The 17,825-nt window shown below is 38.1% G+C and carries 17 protein-coding genes; 4 read left to right on the plus strand and 13 right to left on the minus strand.

Annotated features, from left to right (window positions below; genetic code table 11):
* Positions 1 to 175 precede the first annotated feature (175 nt).
* Positions 176 to 2,065, minus strand: a complete 1,890-nt coding sequence (locus tag WBF63_RS04045) for a hypothetical protein (protein WP_424368419.1) — start codon at positions 2,063 to 2,065, stop codon at positions 176 to 178.
* A gap of 186 nt (positions 2,066 to 2,251) precedes the next feature.
* Here WBF63_RS04045 and WBF63_RS04050 point away from each other — a divergent pair, with 186 nt between their 5' ends.
* A complete protein-coding gene (locus WBF63_RS04050) occupies positions 2,252 to 3,304 on the plus strand; it encodes an AI-2E family transporter (protein WP_424368420.1) in 1,053 nt (350 codons plus the stop codon).
* A gap of 208 nt (positions 3,305 to 3,512) precedes the next feature.
* Here WBF63_RS04050 and WBF63_RS04055 read toward each other — a convergent pair whose 3' ends face one another.
* On the minus strand, positions 3,513 to 4,928 hold the full coding sequence (locus WBF63_RS04055; protein ID WP_424368421.1) for an L-serine ammonia-lyase: 1,416 nt from the start codon (positions 4,926 to 4,928) through the stop codon (positions 3,513 to 3,515).
* A 426-nt stretch (positions 4,929 to 5,354) separates the two neighbouring features.
* Between WBF63_RS04055 and WBF63_RS04060 the strand changes: the two genes are divergently transcribed.
* Positions 5,355 to 5,729, plus strand: coding sequence for a GreA/GreB family elongation factor (locus WBF63_RS04060; RefSeq protein WP_424368422.1), 375 nt, complete (start codon positions 5,355 to 5,357; stop codon positions 5,727 to 5,729).
* Positions 5,730 to 5,799: 70 nt separating this feature from the next.
* Here the strand turns inward: WBF63_RS04060 and WBF63_RS04065 are convergent, their stop codons facing one another.
* Entirely contained in the window at positions 5,800 to 6,126 is a 327-nt protein-coding gene (locus WBF63_RS04065) for a translation initiation factor (RefSeq protein WP_424368423.1), read from the minus strand.
* Between the two features lie 125 nt (positions 6,127 to 6,251).
* On the opposite strand from WBF63_RS04065, the gene WBF63_RS04070 reads away from it, so the two are divergent.
* Positions 6,252 to 7,370 carry an NAD(P)/FAD-dependent oxidoreductase gene (locus WBF63_RS04070; RefSeq protein WP_424368424.1) on the plus strand — a complete coding sequence of 373 codons (1,119 nt, stop codon included), beginning with the start codon at positions 6,252 to 6,254 and terminating at the stop codon, positions 7,368 to 7,370.
* Between the two features lie 100 nt (positions 7,371 to 7,470).
* Here the strand turns inward: WBF63_RS04070 and WBF63_RS04075 are convergent, their stop codons facing one another.
* The 9 genes from WBF63_RS04075 to WBF63_RS04115 form a co-directional block, all read right to left on the minus strand.
* Positions 7,471 to 9,393: a M1 family aminopeptidase gene (locus WBF63_RS04075; protein ID WP_424368425.1), complete on the minus strand. Its 1,923-nt coding sequence runs from the start codon at positions 9,391 to 9,393 to the stop codon at positions 7,471 to 7,473.
* Positions 9,394 to 9,469: 76 nt separating this feature from the next.
* Positions 9,470 to 10,753: a glutamate-1-semialdehyde 2,1-aminomutase gene (gene hemL, locus WBF63_RS04080; RefSeq protein ID WP_424368426.1), complete on the minus strand. Its 1,284-nt coding sequence runs from the start codon at positions 10,751 to 10,753 to the stop codon at positions 9,470 to 9,472.
* A gap of 1 nt (position 10,754) precedes the next feature.
* Positions 10,755 to 11,801 carry a glucosaminidase domain-containing protein gene (locus tag WBF63_RS04085; RefSeq protein WP_424368427.1) on the minus strand — a complete coding sequence of 349 codons (1,047 nt, stop codon included), beginning with the start codon at positions 11,799 to 11,801 and terminating at the stop codon, positions 10,755 to 10,757.
* Entirely contained in the window at positions 11,798 to 12,709 is a 912-nt protein-coding gene (locus WBF63_RS04090; RefSeq protein WP_424368428.1) for a 1-aminocyclopropane-1-carboxylate deaminase/D-cysteine desulfhydrase, read from the minus strand. Before WBF63_RS04090 ends, WBF63_RS04085 begins: the two co-directional genes overlap by 4 nt.
* Positions 12,706 to 13,029, minus strand: a complete 324-nt coding sequence (locus WBF63_RS04095) for a hypothetical protein (RefSeq protein ID WP_424368429.1) — start codon at positions 13,027 to 13,029, stop codon at positions 12,706 to 12,708. Before WBF63_RS04095 ends, WBF63_RS04090 begins: the two co-directional genes overlap by 4 nt.
* Before the next feature lie 9 nt (positions 13,030 to 13,038).
* The gene (locus WBF63_RS04100) at positions 13,039 to 13,536 is read right to left on the minus strand and encodes an LIC11966 family surface protein (protein WP_424368430.1); all 498 of its coding nucleotides are present in this window, start codon (positions 13,534 to 13,536) and stop codon (positions 13,039 to 13,041) included.
* Between the two features lie 18 nt (positions 13,537 to 13,554).
* Positions 13,555 to 14,040 (minus strand): DUF1572 domain-containing protein, encoded by a 486-nt coding sequence (locus tag WBF63_RS04105; protein ID WP_424368431.1) that lies wholly within the window; start codon positions 14,038 to 14,040, stop codon positions 13,555 to 13,557.
* Positions 14,041 to 14,049: 9 nt separating this feature from the next.
* Positions 14,050 to 15,378, minus strand: a complete 1,329-nt coding sequence (locus WBF63_RS04110; protein WP_424368432.1) for a methyltransferase RsmF C-terminal domain-like protein — start codon at positions 15,376 to 15,378, stop codon at positions 14,050 to 14,052.
* 73 nt (positions 15,379 to 15,451) lie between these two features.
* A complete protein-coding gene (locus WBF63_RS04115) occupies positions 15,452 to 16,186 on the minus strand; it encodes a class I SAM-dependent methyltransferase (RefSeq protein ID WP_424368433.1) in 735 nt (244 codons plus the stop codon).
* 35 nt (positions 16,187 to 16,221) lie between these two features.
* On the opposite strand from WBF63_RS04115, the gene WBF63_RS04120 reads away from it, so the two are divergent.
* Positions 16,222 to 16,890, plus strand: coding sequence for an SIR2 family NAD-dependent protein deacylase (locus WBF63_RS04120; protein WP_424368434.1), 669 nt, complete (start codon positions 16,222 to 16,224; stop codon positions 16,888 to 16,890).
* A gap of 44 nt (positions 16,891 to 16,934) precedes the next feature.
* On the opposite strand, the gene WBF63_RS04125 is transcribed toward WBF63_RS04120, so the two are convergent.
* Positions 16,935 to 17,825 (minus strand): hypothetical protein, encoded by an 891-nt coding sequence (locus WBF63_RS04125; protein WP_424368435.1) that lies wholly within the window; start codon positions 17,823 to 17,825, stop codon positions 16,935 to 16,937.

Below are 17,825 nucleotides of genomic sequence, written 5' to 3' on the forward strand. Positions count from 1 at the left end.
GGATAGCAGCGAAAACCCGCAGGAGCGATAGAGAAGAGGAGTTGCAGGATTACTGAGATTTTCCTTTTAGAAAGGAAAAAACGAAAGTAACCAGCGTAGCTGTGCCTGGTCCCGTTGCGCTAAAATCATATTGAATGCTGGAAATATTGAATCGAAACGGGAGGCGCCAAAATAATCAGTAAACCACATAAGGATTGTAACGAATCAGTTCGGGTTTACCGAATTCAAAATCCATCAGTTCATAATCTCGGTTGTCAAAAGTATTGGTCTGAATGATGTTATCACCGCTGCCGGGAATGGTGTTGTACCAGGCAATGGAAAGTTGAAAGTTGCTGAAAACCAGGTAATCATTTGTGAATAATACGCCCAAACCAATTTTCGCATAAAGTTTTCCATCAAATAATTTCTCTCCTTTATTGCTTATAATTCCGAGCGAGGAATTTAGAAAGGGTGAAAATCGAAAGCCAAGAAATTCATAAGGCGAGTAAGACTGAATCTGAATATTGGTCAGCCATTTTTTTGTTCCGATTACGTCGCGACTATAAAAACCGGGAATGCCAGAGGGATCATTTTCGTTTAAAGTCAGTCTGTCGCCGCGGGACTCAATACGGTTATTTCCTATGACCATTTCTGTAGAAATAAAATTCCGGAATTTCCAACGTCCCCAAGACATAAGACGCGTGAAATAATGAGTATTGAATGAAAAAACGACTTGTTCGGGTTGATTTTCACCAAAAAATCCTCCGTATTGGGTTTCAAATCCAAAAAATCCAAGTCGGTAATAATTTCCCATTTTAAATCCGCCAGCCAGATAAAATCGGTCTTCATTATTTTTCTTCTGGATTCCGGCTGTAAGACCGTATGACAAACCGATTGGGATGTCTTCCACGATGTCATAATTGTGAATGTATCGGTCCTGAACAAATCCTCGTCTGGAAACACCGATTCCCATGAGGTAAAAATTTTCATCGGCATAGAAATTAACCGGATCTATTTCAGAAACCGGGCTTTGTACATAATTCACTTGAAAAAAACGTGCGGAAAGAATCAGGTTGTTGAGCCGTTCTGCCGTGGAATTTTCCTTTTTAAACAATTGAAATGAAACGGCGCCCCAATAATCCTGAAGATTGAATTTGAAATTTTGGGTTAAAATCCCATCCTGATTGGGAATGGAATCCTGATAAGCACGCTGCCCTATATAGACGCCACCGGCCCAGCGGGTAAGTGGAGAAAAGAATTTCCGTTCGAGCGAAACGCTTTTTGTATATGCATTTTGTTCGTTGCTGTAATATCCGATGTTGAACCCAATAAAGCTTCGCTGAATGTTTGGAATCGTATATCGGGTCTGAAAAGTATATTTTCCGTTTTCAAAATTTTGCCGATAACGATTGTCAAAATCGTGACCGAATCCAAGGAAATTCCGGTCTCTTAGGCGGAAACCAACCCGACTGCCGGAATAAGTTAAATTGGGAATAATACTCCAAGAGTCCAGTGCCTGAACATTCAAGTCCACACTGTCAGCGCCTGCCAGGACAGGTGTGATTCTGACCCGACGTATGAAACGCTGACTTCTCATCAAACGTTCGGATTCAAGAATTTTTAACGAATCCACGACATCACCTTTTTCCGGTAAAAGATAATTCCGGACCACGAATTTTTTGGTTTTAATATGAAGTGCATTGCCTGCTTTTTCCAGAAAATTGTCGGGTTTGACCAATGAGTCAGACAAGGAATGACCAAAAGGATCATAAGTTGTGATATGGATGTTTCGAATTGTTTTTCCTTCGAATTCACTGAAATTAACATCGGATTCGCCAAAACGGTTTGAGGTTCGTTCTGCTTTTTTTGTACCGGGCTTTTTGACAAATATTCTGTGAATAAGGCGATTAAATTTATTTTTCTTCCTATAGTTTTCAAGCGATTCATCAAAATTTTTATCTTTTTGCTTCAGGATTTCTTCCTTTGAGGCAGAATCTTTCTTTTCCTCCACTTGAGCAAGTGCGGAGGAGAAAAGCATTGTCGAAAAGAAAATTCCCAAAAATAATCCTGCCAGTCTGTAGTTCATGCGTGAATTAAACAATGTTAAAAATAGGTCATTTTTATGAATGAAATTAAGTTGGATTACTATTTAACAACAAACTATCTTTTAGTCCATCTTTTAATTCGTAAATTATTTTCAGACAAAAGAAATCTATTTAAAGATTCATTCCTATAATGTATATTTACAATAGAAATTTATAAAATCAGATACATGCAGAGAAAATACATCCCCAACAGTATTTTGAGACAGATCTTATTTTTGATGATTGGTCTGGCCATGTTTATTTTGATATTTACCAATCTGCTCCTGTTCATACCGGGATTTTTAGGTGCTTTTTGTTTATATGTTTTGCTTATCCATCCATTGCGGTGGATGATTTATAAATGGAAGATGAACAAGGTATTGTCTGTTTTATTATTGATGTTGGGAAGTATATTGATCATCGTCACGCCTTTATATTTTCTCATTGATATGCTTTCTACGCGAGTAAGTGAAGCCATTACCAGCAAAGATAAAATTCAAGGCAAAATTGAATTGGGACTTAAAGAAATTGAAAATGAATTTGGAATTAATATTTTGCAGGAAATCAATCTGGGCGATGTAACTTCTGTCGTAGTCAATATCATTCAGCAAATTTTAAATACGTCAATCAACGGTATCATACAGCTTGGTTTTGCCTATCTGATTCTCTATTTTATGTTGATGAATTATCGTAAAATGGAAAACTGGTTTTATCAGAACATTCCACTTAAAACCGAAAATTTGGTAATTCTCAACAAGGATTTACGAGATCTTGTGATTTCCAATGCAGTAGGCGTGCCGCTGGTGGCATTTTTACAATCCATAGTAGCATATATTGGTTATCTTATGTTCGGACTTGAAGGAGCATTCGGATGGTTTATATTAACCATTTTTGGGGCGATGCTTCCGGTCATTGGGGCAGCGATCATTTACATTCCGGCGAGTTTGTATCTGCTGGCTACCGGCGAAACCACCAATGCCTATCTTTTATTTGCGTACAGTATGATTGTGGTAGGGCTTGCCGATAATGTTTTCCGGTTCTGGACACAAAAAGTTATGGCCGATGTGCATCCACTGATTACTATTTTCGGGGTAATTATAGGAGTAAATATTTTCGGATTTATCGGCATTATATTCGGACCGATTTTACTTTCGCTGTTTTTCTGGCTTTTCCGGATTTACAAACTTGAATTTTCAAATCATCAGCCTGATAAATCTCCTCTAAGCAATGAAAAGTTATAAATAATTTTAATTGAAAGACTTAGAGACGCTTCAATAGAATAAATTTGTATATTTGGTTTAATTAAGAAATCGGATAATATTTAATTTATTATTCATTTTCGGGGGTCATTTTAGGTCAATTGCTTTTCTGCCACCGAATTTTAATTAGCATTCGCAATTAGAATTCATTTGAAGTGCAAAAACTGCCTTTAGTTGATCCCCCATTTTTTTAACATTCTGCTACATTCACTGCTATTGCCAATCCACCTTCAGAAGTTTCTTTAAATCGGTCGCTCATACTCTGAGCCGTTTCCCACATAGATTGAATGACTTGATCGAGCGAAACCCGGGCTTTTTCAGGATCACTTTCTATCGCGATATTGGCAGCCGTAATTGCCTTGATTGCACCCATCGAATTTCTTTCAATACAAGGAATCTGTACCAAACCTGCAATGGGATCGCAAGTCATCCCCAAATGATGTTCCATTGCGATTTCGGCAGCCATCAAAACCTGAGCAGGCGTTCCGCCCATAATTTCTGTTAAACCCGCCGCGGCCATCGCCGATGAAACCCCGACTTCTGCCTGACAGCCACCCATAGCTGCAGAAATGGTTGCGTTTTTCTTGAACAATGTCCCGATTTCGCCGGCAACCAATAAAAAACGAATGATATTATCGTCTCCGATATATTCTGTGAATGCTTGGGAATACGTCAATACTGCAGGAATCACGCCACTTGCGCCATTGGTAGGTGCTGTGATAATTCTTCCGAAACTTGCATTTTCTTCGTTTACCGCAAGCGCGAAGCAAGAGACCCATTTATTGATATTGACAAAACTTTCTTCAGCATCTATGACCAATTGGAACCATTCGTCCAAATTATTATAAGTTTTATCACCGAGTAATTTTCGGTTCAGTCCAGCTGCTCTTCTGCTTACTTTAAGTCCGCCCGGGAGATAGCCTTCTTTGTTTACCCCTTTGTATATACATTCTTTGATATGACTCCAAATGGCAAGCGCTTCTGCTTTTGTTTCTTCGCGGGTGCGCCAGCTTTCCTCATTGATATAAATTAAATCCGAAAAAGAAATGCCGAGTTTATTTGTGTAATACAGCACATCTTTTCCGTGATGACAAGGATAAAGCGTACGTACACACTGGCTTTCTACGGTTACTTCTTCCTGTGTGGCTACAAATCCTCCGCCTACCGAATAATAATCTTGAGATAATTCACTACCATCTTCAAAACGAACTTTGTAAATCATTCCGTTTGGATGAAAAGGAAGATTCTCTTGTTTATTCAGAACCAGATGATGACCATAAATGAATGGAATTTCTTTTTCACCACCGAGCATCAGTTTTCCTGAAGTTTTGATGTTTTCCACTTTTTCATCGATCAAAGTGGTGTCAATGGTTTTGAAATTTTCACCGGAAAGTCCGAGCATTCCGGCCATGTCTGTTCCGTGACCGATTCCTGTTTTGGCAAGGGAGCCGTAAAATTCGACAAAAACTTCGCTAACCGAAGCAATAGATTTTTTGTTCCGAATCAAATTCAGGAACATTTCTGCTGCATTCCAGGGACCCATTGTATGTGAGCTTGAAGGTCCGATTCCTACTTTTATGATTTCAAAAACACTAATTGATTCCATTCAAATTTGATTTGCTTTTTGCACAGTGAAATTAAGCAATTATTGATGAAGAAAAGAATTAATTATAGGTTTAACGATTTTAATAAAACTTTACCAATTCGAATAAGGCTTTTCAATCCTAAATCTTTGCAAACCTAAGGTTTAAGGCTTAACTTCGCATAAGTTTAAATTAGTAAAGATGATTACGACTTCTTATTCTGAATTTTTTGGAAACAGCATTTTGCTGTCGTTGTCATATTTGCTTGACGATATTTTCCTTCAAGACTCCAAAGAATTTATTTTCTAAACCCTGTCAGGCTCAAGACAGGGATTCAAATTTGTAAAAATTTATAGCCGGACTTTTGGTAATAGTTTAGATTTTCTAAGACTATTGGTTGAGTCAACATCCCAAAATCCGAAAATCTCAAATAGAAAAAAATAAATAATATGTCAGAAAATATAGTAGTTACAACAGGAATTTATGACCTTATCAAGGACCAGATCAGAAGAAAAAGAGTTTCTCAAGCGGAAGAAGAAATTTTGAACAATGAACTGAGAACAGCTAAACAGGTTTTGCGTAGAGAGCTTCCAGAAGATGTGGTAACGGTTAACCGTAAAGTGACCATTAAAGATCATACAAACAATATCGAAGAAAGCTACATTTTTGTTGATTCAAACAAAGAGCGCAAGAAAAAAGGTAAATATGCGATCACTTCAGACATTGCTATGGCGACTGTCGGATACAAAAAAGGGGATGTGATTACGTGGCCTTTCCGTGATGGAGAAAGAAAAATCGAAATTCTGAATGTAGAAAACATCTAATCAGATTTCTTATAAAAACGAAACCGGAACTTCAAAAGTTCCGGTTTTTTTATTTAAAAATTGAATAAAATCAACCACCTACGCGTTTTACCTTAAATCCTTTGTCTTTCAGGAACTGCATGATTTTATCGCGGTAATCTCCTTGGATGATGATTTTTTCTTCTTTGAAACTTCCGCCAACGCTTAAAAGTTTTTTGATTTCTTTGGCCAATTGTTTGAAGTCTTCATCGGCTCCGGTATATCCTTCCAAAATCGTTTGAGGCTTACCGTTCCGCTTTTCAAATTTGCAGATGATAGGCTCCTCCTGCATCCAAAGGTCATTTTCCGGTTCGGTTGTTTCTTCCTCAGAAGAAATATGATCGGGAAATAATTTTTTCAATTGATCTTGTAAATCCATGATTCAAAATTATAAAATTTTAAACTAAAATTGCTTTGAGAATTTTCTAAATCAGACTAAATACAAGGATAGGCAAAACAAGATTATGTAAATTTACAGAACAGAATCATTCAAAAATCAAAAATATGAATTTGAGTTATTGGGAATTGGATACTTATTTCCGAGATGTGGATTTTACAGTGATTGGAAGTGGAATTGTGGGATTGAGCACTGCCTATCATTTGCGTTTGAAACATCCCAATGCAAAAATTCTGATTTTGGAAAAAGGAATCTTGCCGGAAGGTGCCAGTACCAAAAACGCCGGTTTCGCTTGTTTTGGGACGCTCTCAGAGATTTTATGGTATTTGGAATCCAATCCTGAGGATGAAATCTATCAATTGGTAGAAAGGCGATGGAAAGGTTTGCAAAAACTGCGAAGTCTTTTGGGTGATGAAGCCATCGATTTTCATCAATGGGGCGGCTATGAGATTTTCCGAAATCAAGACAAGGAAATGATGGAAAGAAGTTTGGATAAATTGGAAGAAATCAACCAATGGCTTTTTCCCGTTTTCAATGCAAATCCTTATCAAAAATCCCATCAGAATTTTGGGTTCGCCCATACAATCGGCATGATAGAAACTCCTTTTGAAGGACAGATTCATACGGGTAAAATGATGAAAGCTTTTATGCGATTGGCGCAGTCGGAAAACATCAGTATTTTGAATAATATTGAAGTCAGTAATATATCTGATTTGCAGTTAAATGTAGAATTAGAATTAAATAATAAATTTAATTTCAAATCGAAAAAAGCTTTTCTTTGTACCAATGCTTTTACACGCCAACTTTATGACTTAGATGTGGTGCCTGCAAGAGCGCAGGTGCTGGTAACAAAACCCATTGAAAATCTTCCGTTCAAAGGTTGTTTCCACATGGACGAAGGTTTTTATTTTTTTCGAAATATAGGCAATAGAATTCTTTTTGGTGGTGGGAGGAATCTGGATATAGAAGGCGAAACCACGACGGAATTCGGTACTACCTCGCAAATTCAGCAACAATTGGAAATTTATCTGCGTGAAATTATTTTACCCAATCAATCGGTTGAAATCGAGCATCGCTGGAGTGGAATCATGGGAATGGGCGCGCAACGAAATCCTATCGTAAAACAATTATCTGAAAATGTTTATTGTGGTGTGCGACTAACCGGAACCGGGCTTGCTATTGGCTCTTTTGTGGGAGAGGAGCTGGCAAAATTATTAAGTGATTGAATTTGGTAAATAGTTAAATTATTTATTTAAATATAATATTTTAAATAATTTATAATGAACCTCTTATTAATTTTAATTAAAGTAATATTTTAATGATATTTTATTCTATCAAAAGCTTTTTCAACTGAACATTTTTACCGGAATGAATCTGAACCATATAAGTTCCGGTGAGCCAGTTTTTGGTTGAAATCAGAACTTTTTTCAAATCAATTTGTCCGGAATGAAAAATGATTTTTCCGGTAGCGTCAAATATTTTCACTTCGTTTATGGGAAATTTATTCTCGATGGTAAATTGAGTTCGTGCAGGATTCGGATATAATTTTGCTTGGTTGCTGTGTTCTGTTTCAAATTCGTTGTTGTTTAAAACCGTGTTGTTGATTTCGCAGATGACATCAAATCCCGGATTGGGAATAAAGGAGGTCACAGGAAAGGAAAGGTCATTTACAAAAAAAGTCTGGGGTGATTGTGTCAGTTCAAATCTTCTTGTGTCTGTCTGTCCGCCGGCTCCTCTGAATTCGATTTCAAATGGTGTTTCAAAAAATGAAACCGAATTATGAGATGGAGTTTGGGTAAATTTGACGCTTATTTCATTTGAATCCGGATTTTTGTTGACGCGTATGTCAAAAATTGGATGTCCCTCTCCGTAAATCCAATCTGCAAAATAATTATCCCAGTTCATGCCTGTCGAAGTTTCTAAGCTCGTTTTAATTTCTTCGGTTACCGCATAGTTATAAGTGAGTTCAGAATCGTTTAAAATATCTCTGCAAGCCTGAAAAAACAAATCGTCATTGTTGATCATAAAACGCATGAGGTGAACTGCCATAGAGCCTTTTGCGTAGGTAAGCCGGTAATTAAAAATCCGGGATTGGTTATCGGCATCCGGATTATAGACAGAGCCCCAAGGTTCTGCGGTAATGAGTCCGATGTTGTTGTCTTTCCAGTTAATAAATTCAGTATCGCCTAAAAATTCTTCTGTCAGAAGTCCGTCACCATATTCCGCAAAGCCTTCATTTATCCAGATGTCATGCCATGTGCCGCAGGTAACTTGATTTCCAAACCATTGATGGGCCAGTTCGTGTCCAACAAGTCCGAAGTTGAAATTTCCCATAAAACTCATCGTGGAATGTTCCATTCCACCTCCGCGGTTCCATTGTGCATGTCCGTATTTCTCTTCTTTGTAAGGATAATCACCCCATTTTTCACTCAGAAAACTGATGTAATTCGGTACCTGATCCAATGAATTGGTCCAGTTTGATAAAGTTTCCGGATAGACATAATTGATAATGGGCATATTGGTGCCATTGATATTGACGGAATTATTGTATTCGGTATAATTGGTAACTGCAATTGCGACCAGATATGTCGGAATCGGATAATTATGTTGCCAATGTGTGCGGAGATTTCCGTTTCCCGCATTTGTTACCGATTTCAAAGTGCCGTTTGAAGCGGCTTTGAATTCTTCCGGATGCGTTACATATACATCAAGTTTTGCCGCTTTGTCAATGAGGTCATCTTTGCAAACCCACCAGCTCGAACCATGCCAGGGTTCGGAAATTGTTTCGATAACCGGTACGTCATTGTGAAAACCTCTTCTGAGACCGCTGGAAGTTGCATTCGCGACACCTGAAAATGCAATGGCAATAGAATCCAACTGATTATTGGGGATTGTGGCAGGGAGATTAATGGTAAGAACATTTCCGCTACGGGTGAAATTTGTGATGGGAAGCGAATGATAGGTAATGGTGCCAATAGTTAGATTGGGCTGTGCATTTATTTCAATCTGATTTAATTCGGCTGTGGTGGTGAAATGCATGGTAGTTTTTCCGCTGAAATTCAATTCATTGGGGTTTACTGTCATTTCCAGCCGATAATATTCGGGAACATAATCGGTTTCCAATAAAACATTTTCGATTTGCTGAAAGGATTCAAAAGCCTTGGCTTCATTAAGGGATTGTTCATAGTTTCTTTGCCCATAAATGATTGAAACGGTCAGGAAGGAGCAGAGCAAATAAATGTTTTTCATAGCAAGAAAATTTGCTACTAAAGGTAGTGAAAAATGCTTTTTCCATCAGAATTATCTGAATGGAATTCGTCAGAAATTATTGAGTTTCAAATTTCTGAACAGCATCCAATGTTTTTTCAATCTCTTCATTTTCAATTGAGTCCGAAATAAACCAGGTTTCATAACCCGACGGCGCAAGGTAAATTCCTTCTTTCAACATATGATGGAAAAATTGGTTGAACATGGCGTGATCGGCCTTTTGGGCTTCATCGAAATTTCGAACTTTGTTTTCTCCGAAGAAAAAAGAAATCATTGAACCAAAACGATTGACTGTATGTCCAATTCCTTTTTCAGAAAGAATTGTAGAAATTTCTTCGTGAAGAATTTTTGTTGTATTGTCAATTTTTTCATACAGATTAGGATGTTCCTTAATGATGGATAGTGTAGTAAGTCCGGCGCGCATCGCAATCGGGTTTCCCGAAAGAGTTCCGGCTTGATAAACCGGTCCCAACGGCGCTAAATAATCCATAATTTCGCTTCTTCCACCAAAAGCTCCGACAGGGAATCCACCGCCGATGATCTTGCCATAAGTGACCAGATCAGCATTGATTTTCAATCTATCCTGAGCGCCTCCAAATGCCAAACGGAATCCGGTCATTACTTCGTCATAAATCAGAAGAGCATTATTTTCCGTACAAATTTCTCTCAGTTTCTGAGCAAAATTTTCTTCCGGAACGATGCAGCCCATGTTTCCGGCTATGGGTTCAATGATTACTGCAGCAATTTCGCCCGGATTATTGTCAAATAAATTTTTTACAGATTCAAAATCGTTGTAGCGTGCCAACAAAGTATCTTTTGCGGTTCCCTGCGTCACGCCGGGACTGTTGGGGTTCCCAAAAGTTGCAGCGCCACTTCCGGCTTTGATTAAAAAAGAATCCGAATGTCCATGGTAACAACCTTCGAATTTGATGATTTTATCACGCCCGGTAAATCCGCGCGCCAGACGAATTGCACTCATACAAGCTTCTGTCCCTGAATTTACCATTCGGATTTTATCCACATTCGGAACGTTGTCAACAATCAGCTTAGCGATTTCGGTTTCCAATTCAGTCGGTGTTCCGAAGGAAAATCCTTTTTTAAGCTGATGTGTGACGGCTTCCAGTACCATCGGATGTGTGTGTCCGAGAATCATCGGTCCCCAGGAATTGATGTAATCGACATAACTTCTACCGTCTTCATCGTAAAGATAAGCGCCACGGGCTTTCTTCATAAAAACGGGAATTCCGCCCACCGATTTAAAGGCACGAACCGGTGAGTTTACGCCGCCCGGTATATAGTTTTGCGCATCCTGAAAAAGAGCGCTGCTTCTCTGGTAAATCATCTTATCGTTTTCTGGTTTTCAGATTCAATATGGTTCCGGCTTTGGGTTGCTCGCCCGGACGCATTTTGTTCAGCGAATATAATTTATTGATTTTCACTCCCGCTTTCTGGGCAATCAGATACATATTGTCACCCGGCTGAACCTTGTATTCTTTATCAACTCCTTTGTTTTTCTTGCGCCCGAAATAAACATATTGTCCGGGCGTAAGTTTACTGTTGGAATTTAATTCGTTATACAGTGCCAAATCTTTTGGATGAATATCATAAAGTTTAGCAATGGAAGCGATGGTTTCGTTTTCCAATGCAATCACATAATCTACACCGATTTTATGATTTTTTATGCGAAGCATTGGATTTTCTGCTCTTTTTTCAATTTCAATACGTTTGATAGGTTCTTCCACTGTTTTGGCCGCGACTGCAACTGCAGGGCTTGGGACCGTCGCTACTATGACATCAGTTGTGGTCTGAGAAGAACTAGATAGTGCGATAATGTCGGTGGGGCCGTACAATTCAAATAATTTTCGTTGAACTTCTTCCGGTTTCAACCGATCAAATTCATCCAATTTATATTTTTCAATTCTGGAAATCAGAATACCGGCATATTTCGGATTTGTGGCATATCCGGCTTTTTTCAGACCGTGTGCCCAGGCTTTATAATCCAGCAAGTCCAATTTGAATAAATCTTTGTAATAAGGTCTTTCTGCCAAAAATTTAGAATGATCTCGGTAACTTTCCTGAACCGAGCTGTACTTTCTGAAACATTCATTAGGTGCATCATCGGTATGGCTGATGGTCGGGCCGCTCCATTCTTTGATGCTTTTGCATTTGATGCCGAAATGATTATTGGCAATTTCCGCCAAACGGCTTTGCCCGCCACCGGTTTCAAGAATTCCTTGTGAAAGTGTAATGCTCGCCGGGACATTGTAGAGATGCATTTCTTCTACCGCCAAAAGCGCATGTTTTCTGATGTAGTCCAGATCCCTTGATTCCTGAGAGAAAATTTGTGTTGTGAATAATAAAATGATCAGTAAAATTCCTCTTTTCATCATATTATCGTTGTTTTGTTTGCATGTTTTAATTTTCTGTTCATTCCTTCATTTCCTTGAATTCCGCCGGTATGAACGGCAAGAATTTTGGTTCCTTTCGGAAAAAATCCGTTTTGAATCAATTGAAAAATCCCAAACATCATTTTTCCGGTATATACAGCGTCCAAAGTTACACCAAATTGTCGCTTAAAATCGTTAATGAATTCTAATAATTCGTTATTGACTTTGGCGTAGCCTCCGAAATGATAATCCTTTATCAGTTTAAAATTGGAACGGTTTGTAAACCGATTTATTTCGTCTGAGAGAAATCCACTGTCTTTCAATGCCGGAAATCCTAATATAATTTGCTGGTTTTCAGAGGATTTCACAATGCCCGAGATGGTTCCGGCTGTACCGACAGCACAAGCAATATAATTAAATTCTCTGGTGTTTTCGTTTAAAATTTCTTCGCAACCTTTTATCGCTAATTCGTTGGTTCCGCCTTCCGGCAAAATGTAAATATTTCCGAATTCGGATTTTAATTTCTCTAAAAACTCAGGATTTGATTTGTTTCGGTACTGCTCGCGCGAAATAAATTTCAACTTCATTCCGGCCTTCTGAGCAAAACTCAAAGTTGGATTTTCTGCAATTTTCTCCGATAATTCTTCGCCGCGAATGATTCCGATGGTCGGGGTGTTAAATTCTTTTCCGGCTGCTGCGGTGGCGGAAATATGGTTGGAATAAGCACCTCCAAAAGTCAGAATCGCATCATAATTCCCTTTGGAAAATTCTTCCAGATTGTATTTCAGCTTTCTGAATTTATTGCCCGAAATGCTGGGATAGATTTGATCTTCCCTTAAAATATGTAATTCGACTTCGTTAATTTTTGTGAGGAATTGGATTTCAGATTGTATTTCGGGAAAATGAATCATAAATATTTGGTAAATGACCAGAAATTTCTGGTTTTTAGGTATTCAGGATAAATTTCGTTTGCATAAGCTTCTTTTTCAAAACTGATGTTGAAATAGGCGGTAAGCGGATTTTTGAACTGAATCCAGCGAATTAAAAATTCGATTCCATACCACAAAAAGAAAAACACCCAAAGCATTTCGATTTGCTGACGCAAATGGATGCGTTCATGGTTGATGATTTTCAGATTTTCCTTTAAATCTTTGGTTCTTAAAAATATAAAGGGATAAATCGCTAATCCGCGAAAGCTTTTGGCAAATAACCATGTTACAATTACGACCATTTTATGAAATTAGGGATTTTGAGGTTGACGATAATCCATTTTTAGATTGAATTCTACTGCAAATTTTTGTTGCTCCGCCAGCAAGGTGTTTTCGAGTTCCAAAAATTTTTGGAATCCTTGTTTTGTTTGATTGTACACGCCATCAGGAAGGGATTCAAGCCGTTCAGGCGAATTGAATTTATATAAAATGCTGTCAATGCCCGGTGTTTCTCCGAAATAAGATTTCACATAAGTAAAATATTGTGCGGCAGCATTTTTAAAAGATTCGTTGCCTTGAAAATCTTCCAAAGTTTGGGTGTTTGTCAAACCTTTTTCAGCTGTTTCCACCAAATTCTTGCGGTGAAGCTGAATCTTTTCATAAGTAGAATCCGGATCAAAAATCGAATCCAGATTGGTTACGATTTCCAATTGAGGTTTGATGATGCGGTCGTTATAGTCGATAGCAGAATCTCCCATGCAGGACGTCAGCAAAATTCCAAAAAGCAAAAGTAAACCGACTGATTTCATATCGTAGTTTTCTCAAAATTAAGCATTCGATTCGAATTGAGAAGCCAAAAGCTTTTTAATCAGCACAATTTGCCCTAAATGATAATAAGCATGTTCAATCATCGCATCGATATTCCGATGATAATTCCCATATTTTGCTTCTACAAAGTCTTCGTGTAATTTTTCATCCGGCAATTTTTCCACAAATCCGGCAAATTCTTCTGCATCTCGCCAAAATTTATTCAGGAAGGAAATCCATTCTTCCCGGTTTTGAATAGGAGGGAAATCAAAGCTGAATTTATCTTTTATTTCCAGATTTCCGCCTCGGAATACCTCATTTATTCCTCCGATGTAATAATGAATATGTCGTGCCAAATCGGCTATGGTATTGAGGTTTTCAATTTTATGAACTGCCAATTTCCAATTCAGATTTTCCAATTCATTTTTGTAATTGGTGTAGGCAATAAAAGTTCCGTTTAACAAAACTTCTCTGAATCGGTCGGCAAGTTGTTGGGTAGTTTTCATGAGTTAAATTTAGTAATTCTTAATCCGCCAGGGTTTCGGATAATAATTATTGGATCGGTTGCCGATGAATTTCACAAATCCCAATCCTAAATTTTGGTAAGTCAAAAGGTAAATTCCTTTTTGGTCTAAGTCGAGTTGAGGATCGTTTCCACGCAGAAACTGCAATGCAGTTTCTGCATTGACATCCACTTCGGGGAAGATATGCAAATGTTTGTAAAAACTCGCCAGTGCCTGTGCCGGAATGAAATCTTTTCCTTTGATTTCGCCTAATTCGATTCCCGAATAAACAATGTTTAATTTTTTGGTAATGAAGTTTTTGACTTTTCTCAATTCTTCTGTTTCCCAAACCAATTTTTCTTTTTCCTGAATGATATTTTCACTTGGGATCAAACTGGCAATTTGAACCGATTTTGGTTTTTTGCCGTTTTCAGGATGAAATAATCCATAACCGGAATTCTTCTTCATGACCGAAACAAAAAGTCCTTCGCCTTGTACTTTATGCGGATAAAAATAATAACCCCAAACGCCGTTAAATTCCATTTGGGAAATTCCCCATTCTTCAGGAAAATCCAGTTTAACCGAAGTCAGATCAAAATTCTCACAAGCCCATTCCATCAGATTTTCATTTTCATCGGGATCAAACGTACAGGTGCTGTAAACCAAATATCCGTCTTTTGCCAGCGCAGTAAGTGTATCAGCCAGAATCCGTTTGGATCGTTCGCAGCAGAGGTTGCAATTCGCTTCCGACCATTCGCGGAGTGCGGCTTCGTCTTTTCTGAACATTCCTTCACCGCTGCAGGGTGCATCAATCTGTATATAATCAAAGAATTCTTCAAGCTTTGAAAACTGTTTCGGGTCGTTTTGGGTGATGATCAGATTTTCAGAAATCCCCAATCTGATGTGATTTTCCTTTAAAATCTGTGCCCTTGGTTTGATGACTTCATTTGCAATCAATACCGAATTCTCATCGAGTAAACTCTGGAGCAAAGTCGATTTTCCACCCGGAGCAGCACAAAGATCCAAAGCTCTTTTTGGGCTTTCGTCTCCATAAATCTGTTTGAAAATTTCAGCTAAAATCATGGAAGAAGCTTCCTGAACATAATAAGTCCCCGCATGCCAAAGCGGATCGGTAATAAACTGTTTCTTTTCGTCCAAATATTTACCGTCCGAAAACCAAGAAACCGATTTTAATTCATGATAAACATCGGTCGGTTTTTTTGAATTTATTCGGATACTTTGCGGAGCAGAACGCTCATAAGCCGAAACGAAACTCTGGAAATCTTTTTCAGAAATCCTTGACTCCATACGTTTTAAGAATGAATCAGGCAATTTTGTCATCAATTGCAAAAATAAATAAACCCGTGTTTTTTTTATTTATTCCGATAAAAAAACTTGAAAATTTTATTGAAAATCAAATTCTACCGATTCTTGTAAAGACTGGAAAAGTTACTTTTTGCAGTTTGAAACCTCCCCAAGCTTCCCTGATTTCTGCTTCTAATTCGTCCACCGGATTAAATCCTTTTTCACGGATGAAATGCTTCAATCCCGACCAAGTATTGAGGTATCCGATGAGATGTTCCGGCTGCCATTCGTCGTGAATGTGGAAATCGGGGATTTTAATTTCTTCGAAAGGAAACGGAATATTTTGATAATGAGAGTCAATGTGTTGTCGTTCATCGTCCCAAAATCCGTCCAGAATTTCTTTGTACAATTTATCTGTGATTGCATTAATTTCGGGCGAAAGTCGCGGTAAATCATATCCGGCAACGGCGAGAATTCCGTTGGGTTTCAATACGCGTTTGGCTTCATTGAAAAACCGATCAAAATCAAACCAATGAATGGCTTGTGAAACGACGATGAGATCAAAGAAATTATCTTCAAAATCCGTTTGCTCAGCAGATTGTTTGGAATAATGAATATTGGACGACTGTGCGGCATTTTTCAATTGTTCTTCGCTGATGTCGGTCGCATAAACTTGTTTAAAAAAGTTTGAAATCAGATAAGCAGACTGACCATTTCCTGTCGCAGAATCCCAGGCATTTTCACGCGCAGGAACCATTTCAATCAAATAATCAAACAAATCTATAGGAAGGGAAGGACGGAATTTGGCATACAATTCCGATTTGTCAGAAAAATTATCTTTCATGAGAATTTTTTAAATTTAATGCAATTTAAGGATTTATGAAGAAAGTTGTTGTATTGACAGGAGCCGGAATCAGTGCCGAAAGCGGGATTTCTACTTTTCGGGATGCCAACGGACTTTGGGAAAACCATGACATCATGGAAGTGGCTTCGCCAGAAGGTTGGCGAAAGAATCCAGAATTGGTGTTGAATTTTTACAATTTAAGACGAAGGCAATTGAAAGAAGTTCAGCCGAATTCTGCACATTATTTTCTAAATGAATTAGAAGAAAAATACAAGGTCGTCATCATCACTCAAAATGTGGACGATTTGCACGAACGGGCTGGTTCTTCAAAGGTGATTCATTTGCACGGCGAATTGAGAAAGGCCCGAAGTGAGAGAAGCGAAGATCTGATTCTGGATTGGGAAGATGATATTAATCCGGGAGATTTGGCTGATGACGGTGCTCAACTTCGCCCGCACATCGTTTGGTTTGGCGAAATGGTTCCGATGATGGAAACGGCAATTCAAGAAGTGGAATCGGCTGATATGATGCTCGTCATCGGGACTTCGTTGCAGGTTTATCCGGCAGCTTCGCTGATTGATTTCGTCGAATATGGCAAACCGATTTATGTGATTGATCCGAATTCGGTTTCAGTTTCCAACAACCCACATATAAAAATCATTCGAAAAAAAGCGACAGAAGGGGTAAAGGAACTGGATTTGTAAATATAAGTTGAAAGAGTTTTCCTGATCTTGACAAGGTTTTCTGGTTATTCCTCGCTGAGTAGTAAAATTCCTTTCTCTAAATCCAACTGATAATGTTTTTCTTTGGAGATAAAGTGCAAATTATGTTTGCTGATTTCGATTTGGGGTTCGCCGGAAGAATTTGTTTTTACCGGAATACTTTTCATAACATAGCGAACGGTCTTAAGTTTTTTATATAATCTTCTTATCGTTCCTTTATCCGTTTCTACATCACTTTGCGCAATCATGATGTCAAATTTATTTTTTTTCTTCCGGTGAAAAAATGCATAATACTGTCCTTTGTTGGAAAAATTAATGCTGTATTGTTTCAACTCTTTGGGTTTTGCCGGATGGGTTATATCAATACAAAAAACACCAAATCCTTGAACATTTCCCAGAAGGAAATTCTCTTCGTCAAACAATGTCAATGCAGAATATAAAGGGCTGATGGCATCTTCGCCTTCATATTGTCCGTCTCCGGGAATGATTTTAGATGATAGGGTATTGTGTTTATTATCAATTATATACATTGAGTATCTCGCCGTGATAAAAATAAGGTTTTCCGATTTCAATTCAGAAAATGAATACATATCAATGTCATAATAGTCATCAAGAAAATAATATTTTCCGGTATTTCCTTTTGTAATTTTAAGGTAAATCGGGGCATGGGTATAGAAGAAATTTTTATTATTTTTTTGTTCATCATTTAAAGGAACTTTTATCCACGCACCATTATGACCGGTCGTAAAAGTATAACCTTTGGGTTCATATCTCCCGATTTCATATAGAACATTTTGGATAGTGTCGGTTTTGGAAAGATAAACCACAAAATCTTCCGGCGGAAATGGCTCTTTTTCGGGATTGATTTGTGCCAGTGTGATTCCTGAAAGGAAAAAAAATAGAAAATTAAATTTCAT

It is taken from the genome of Moheibacter sp., assembly GCF_049672845.1.
Lineage (GTDB): Bacteria > Bacteroidota > Bacteroidia > Flavobacteriales > Weeksellaceae > Moheibacter.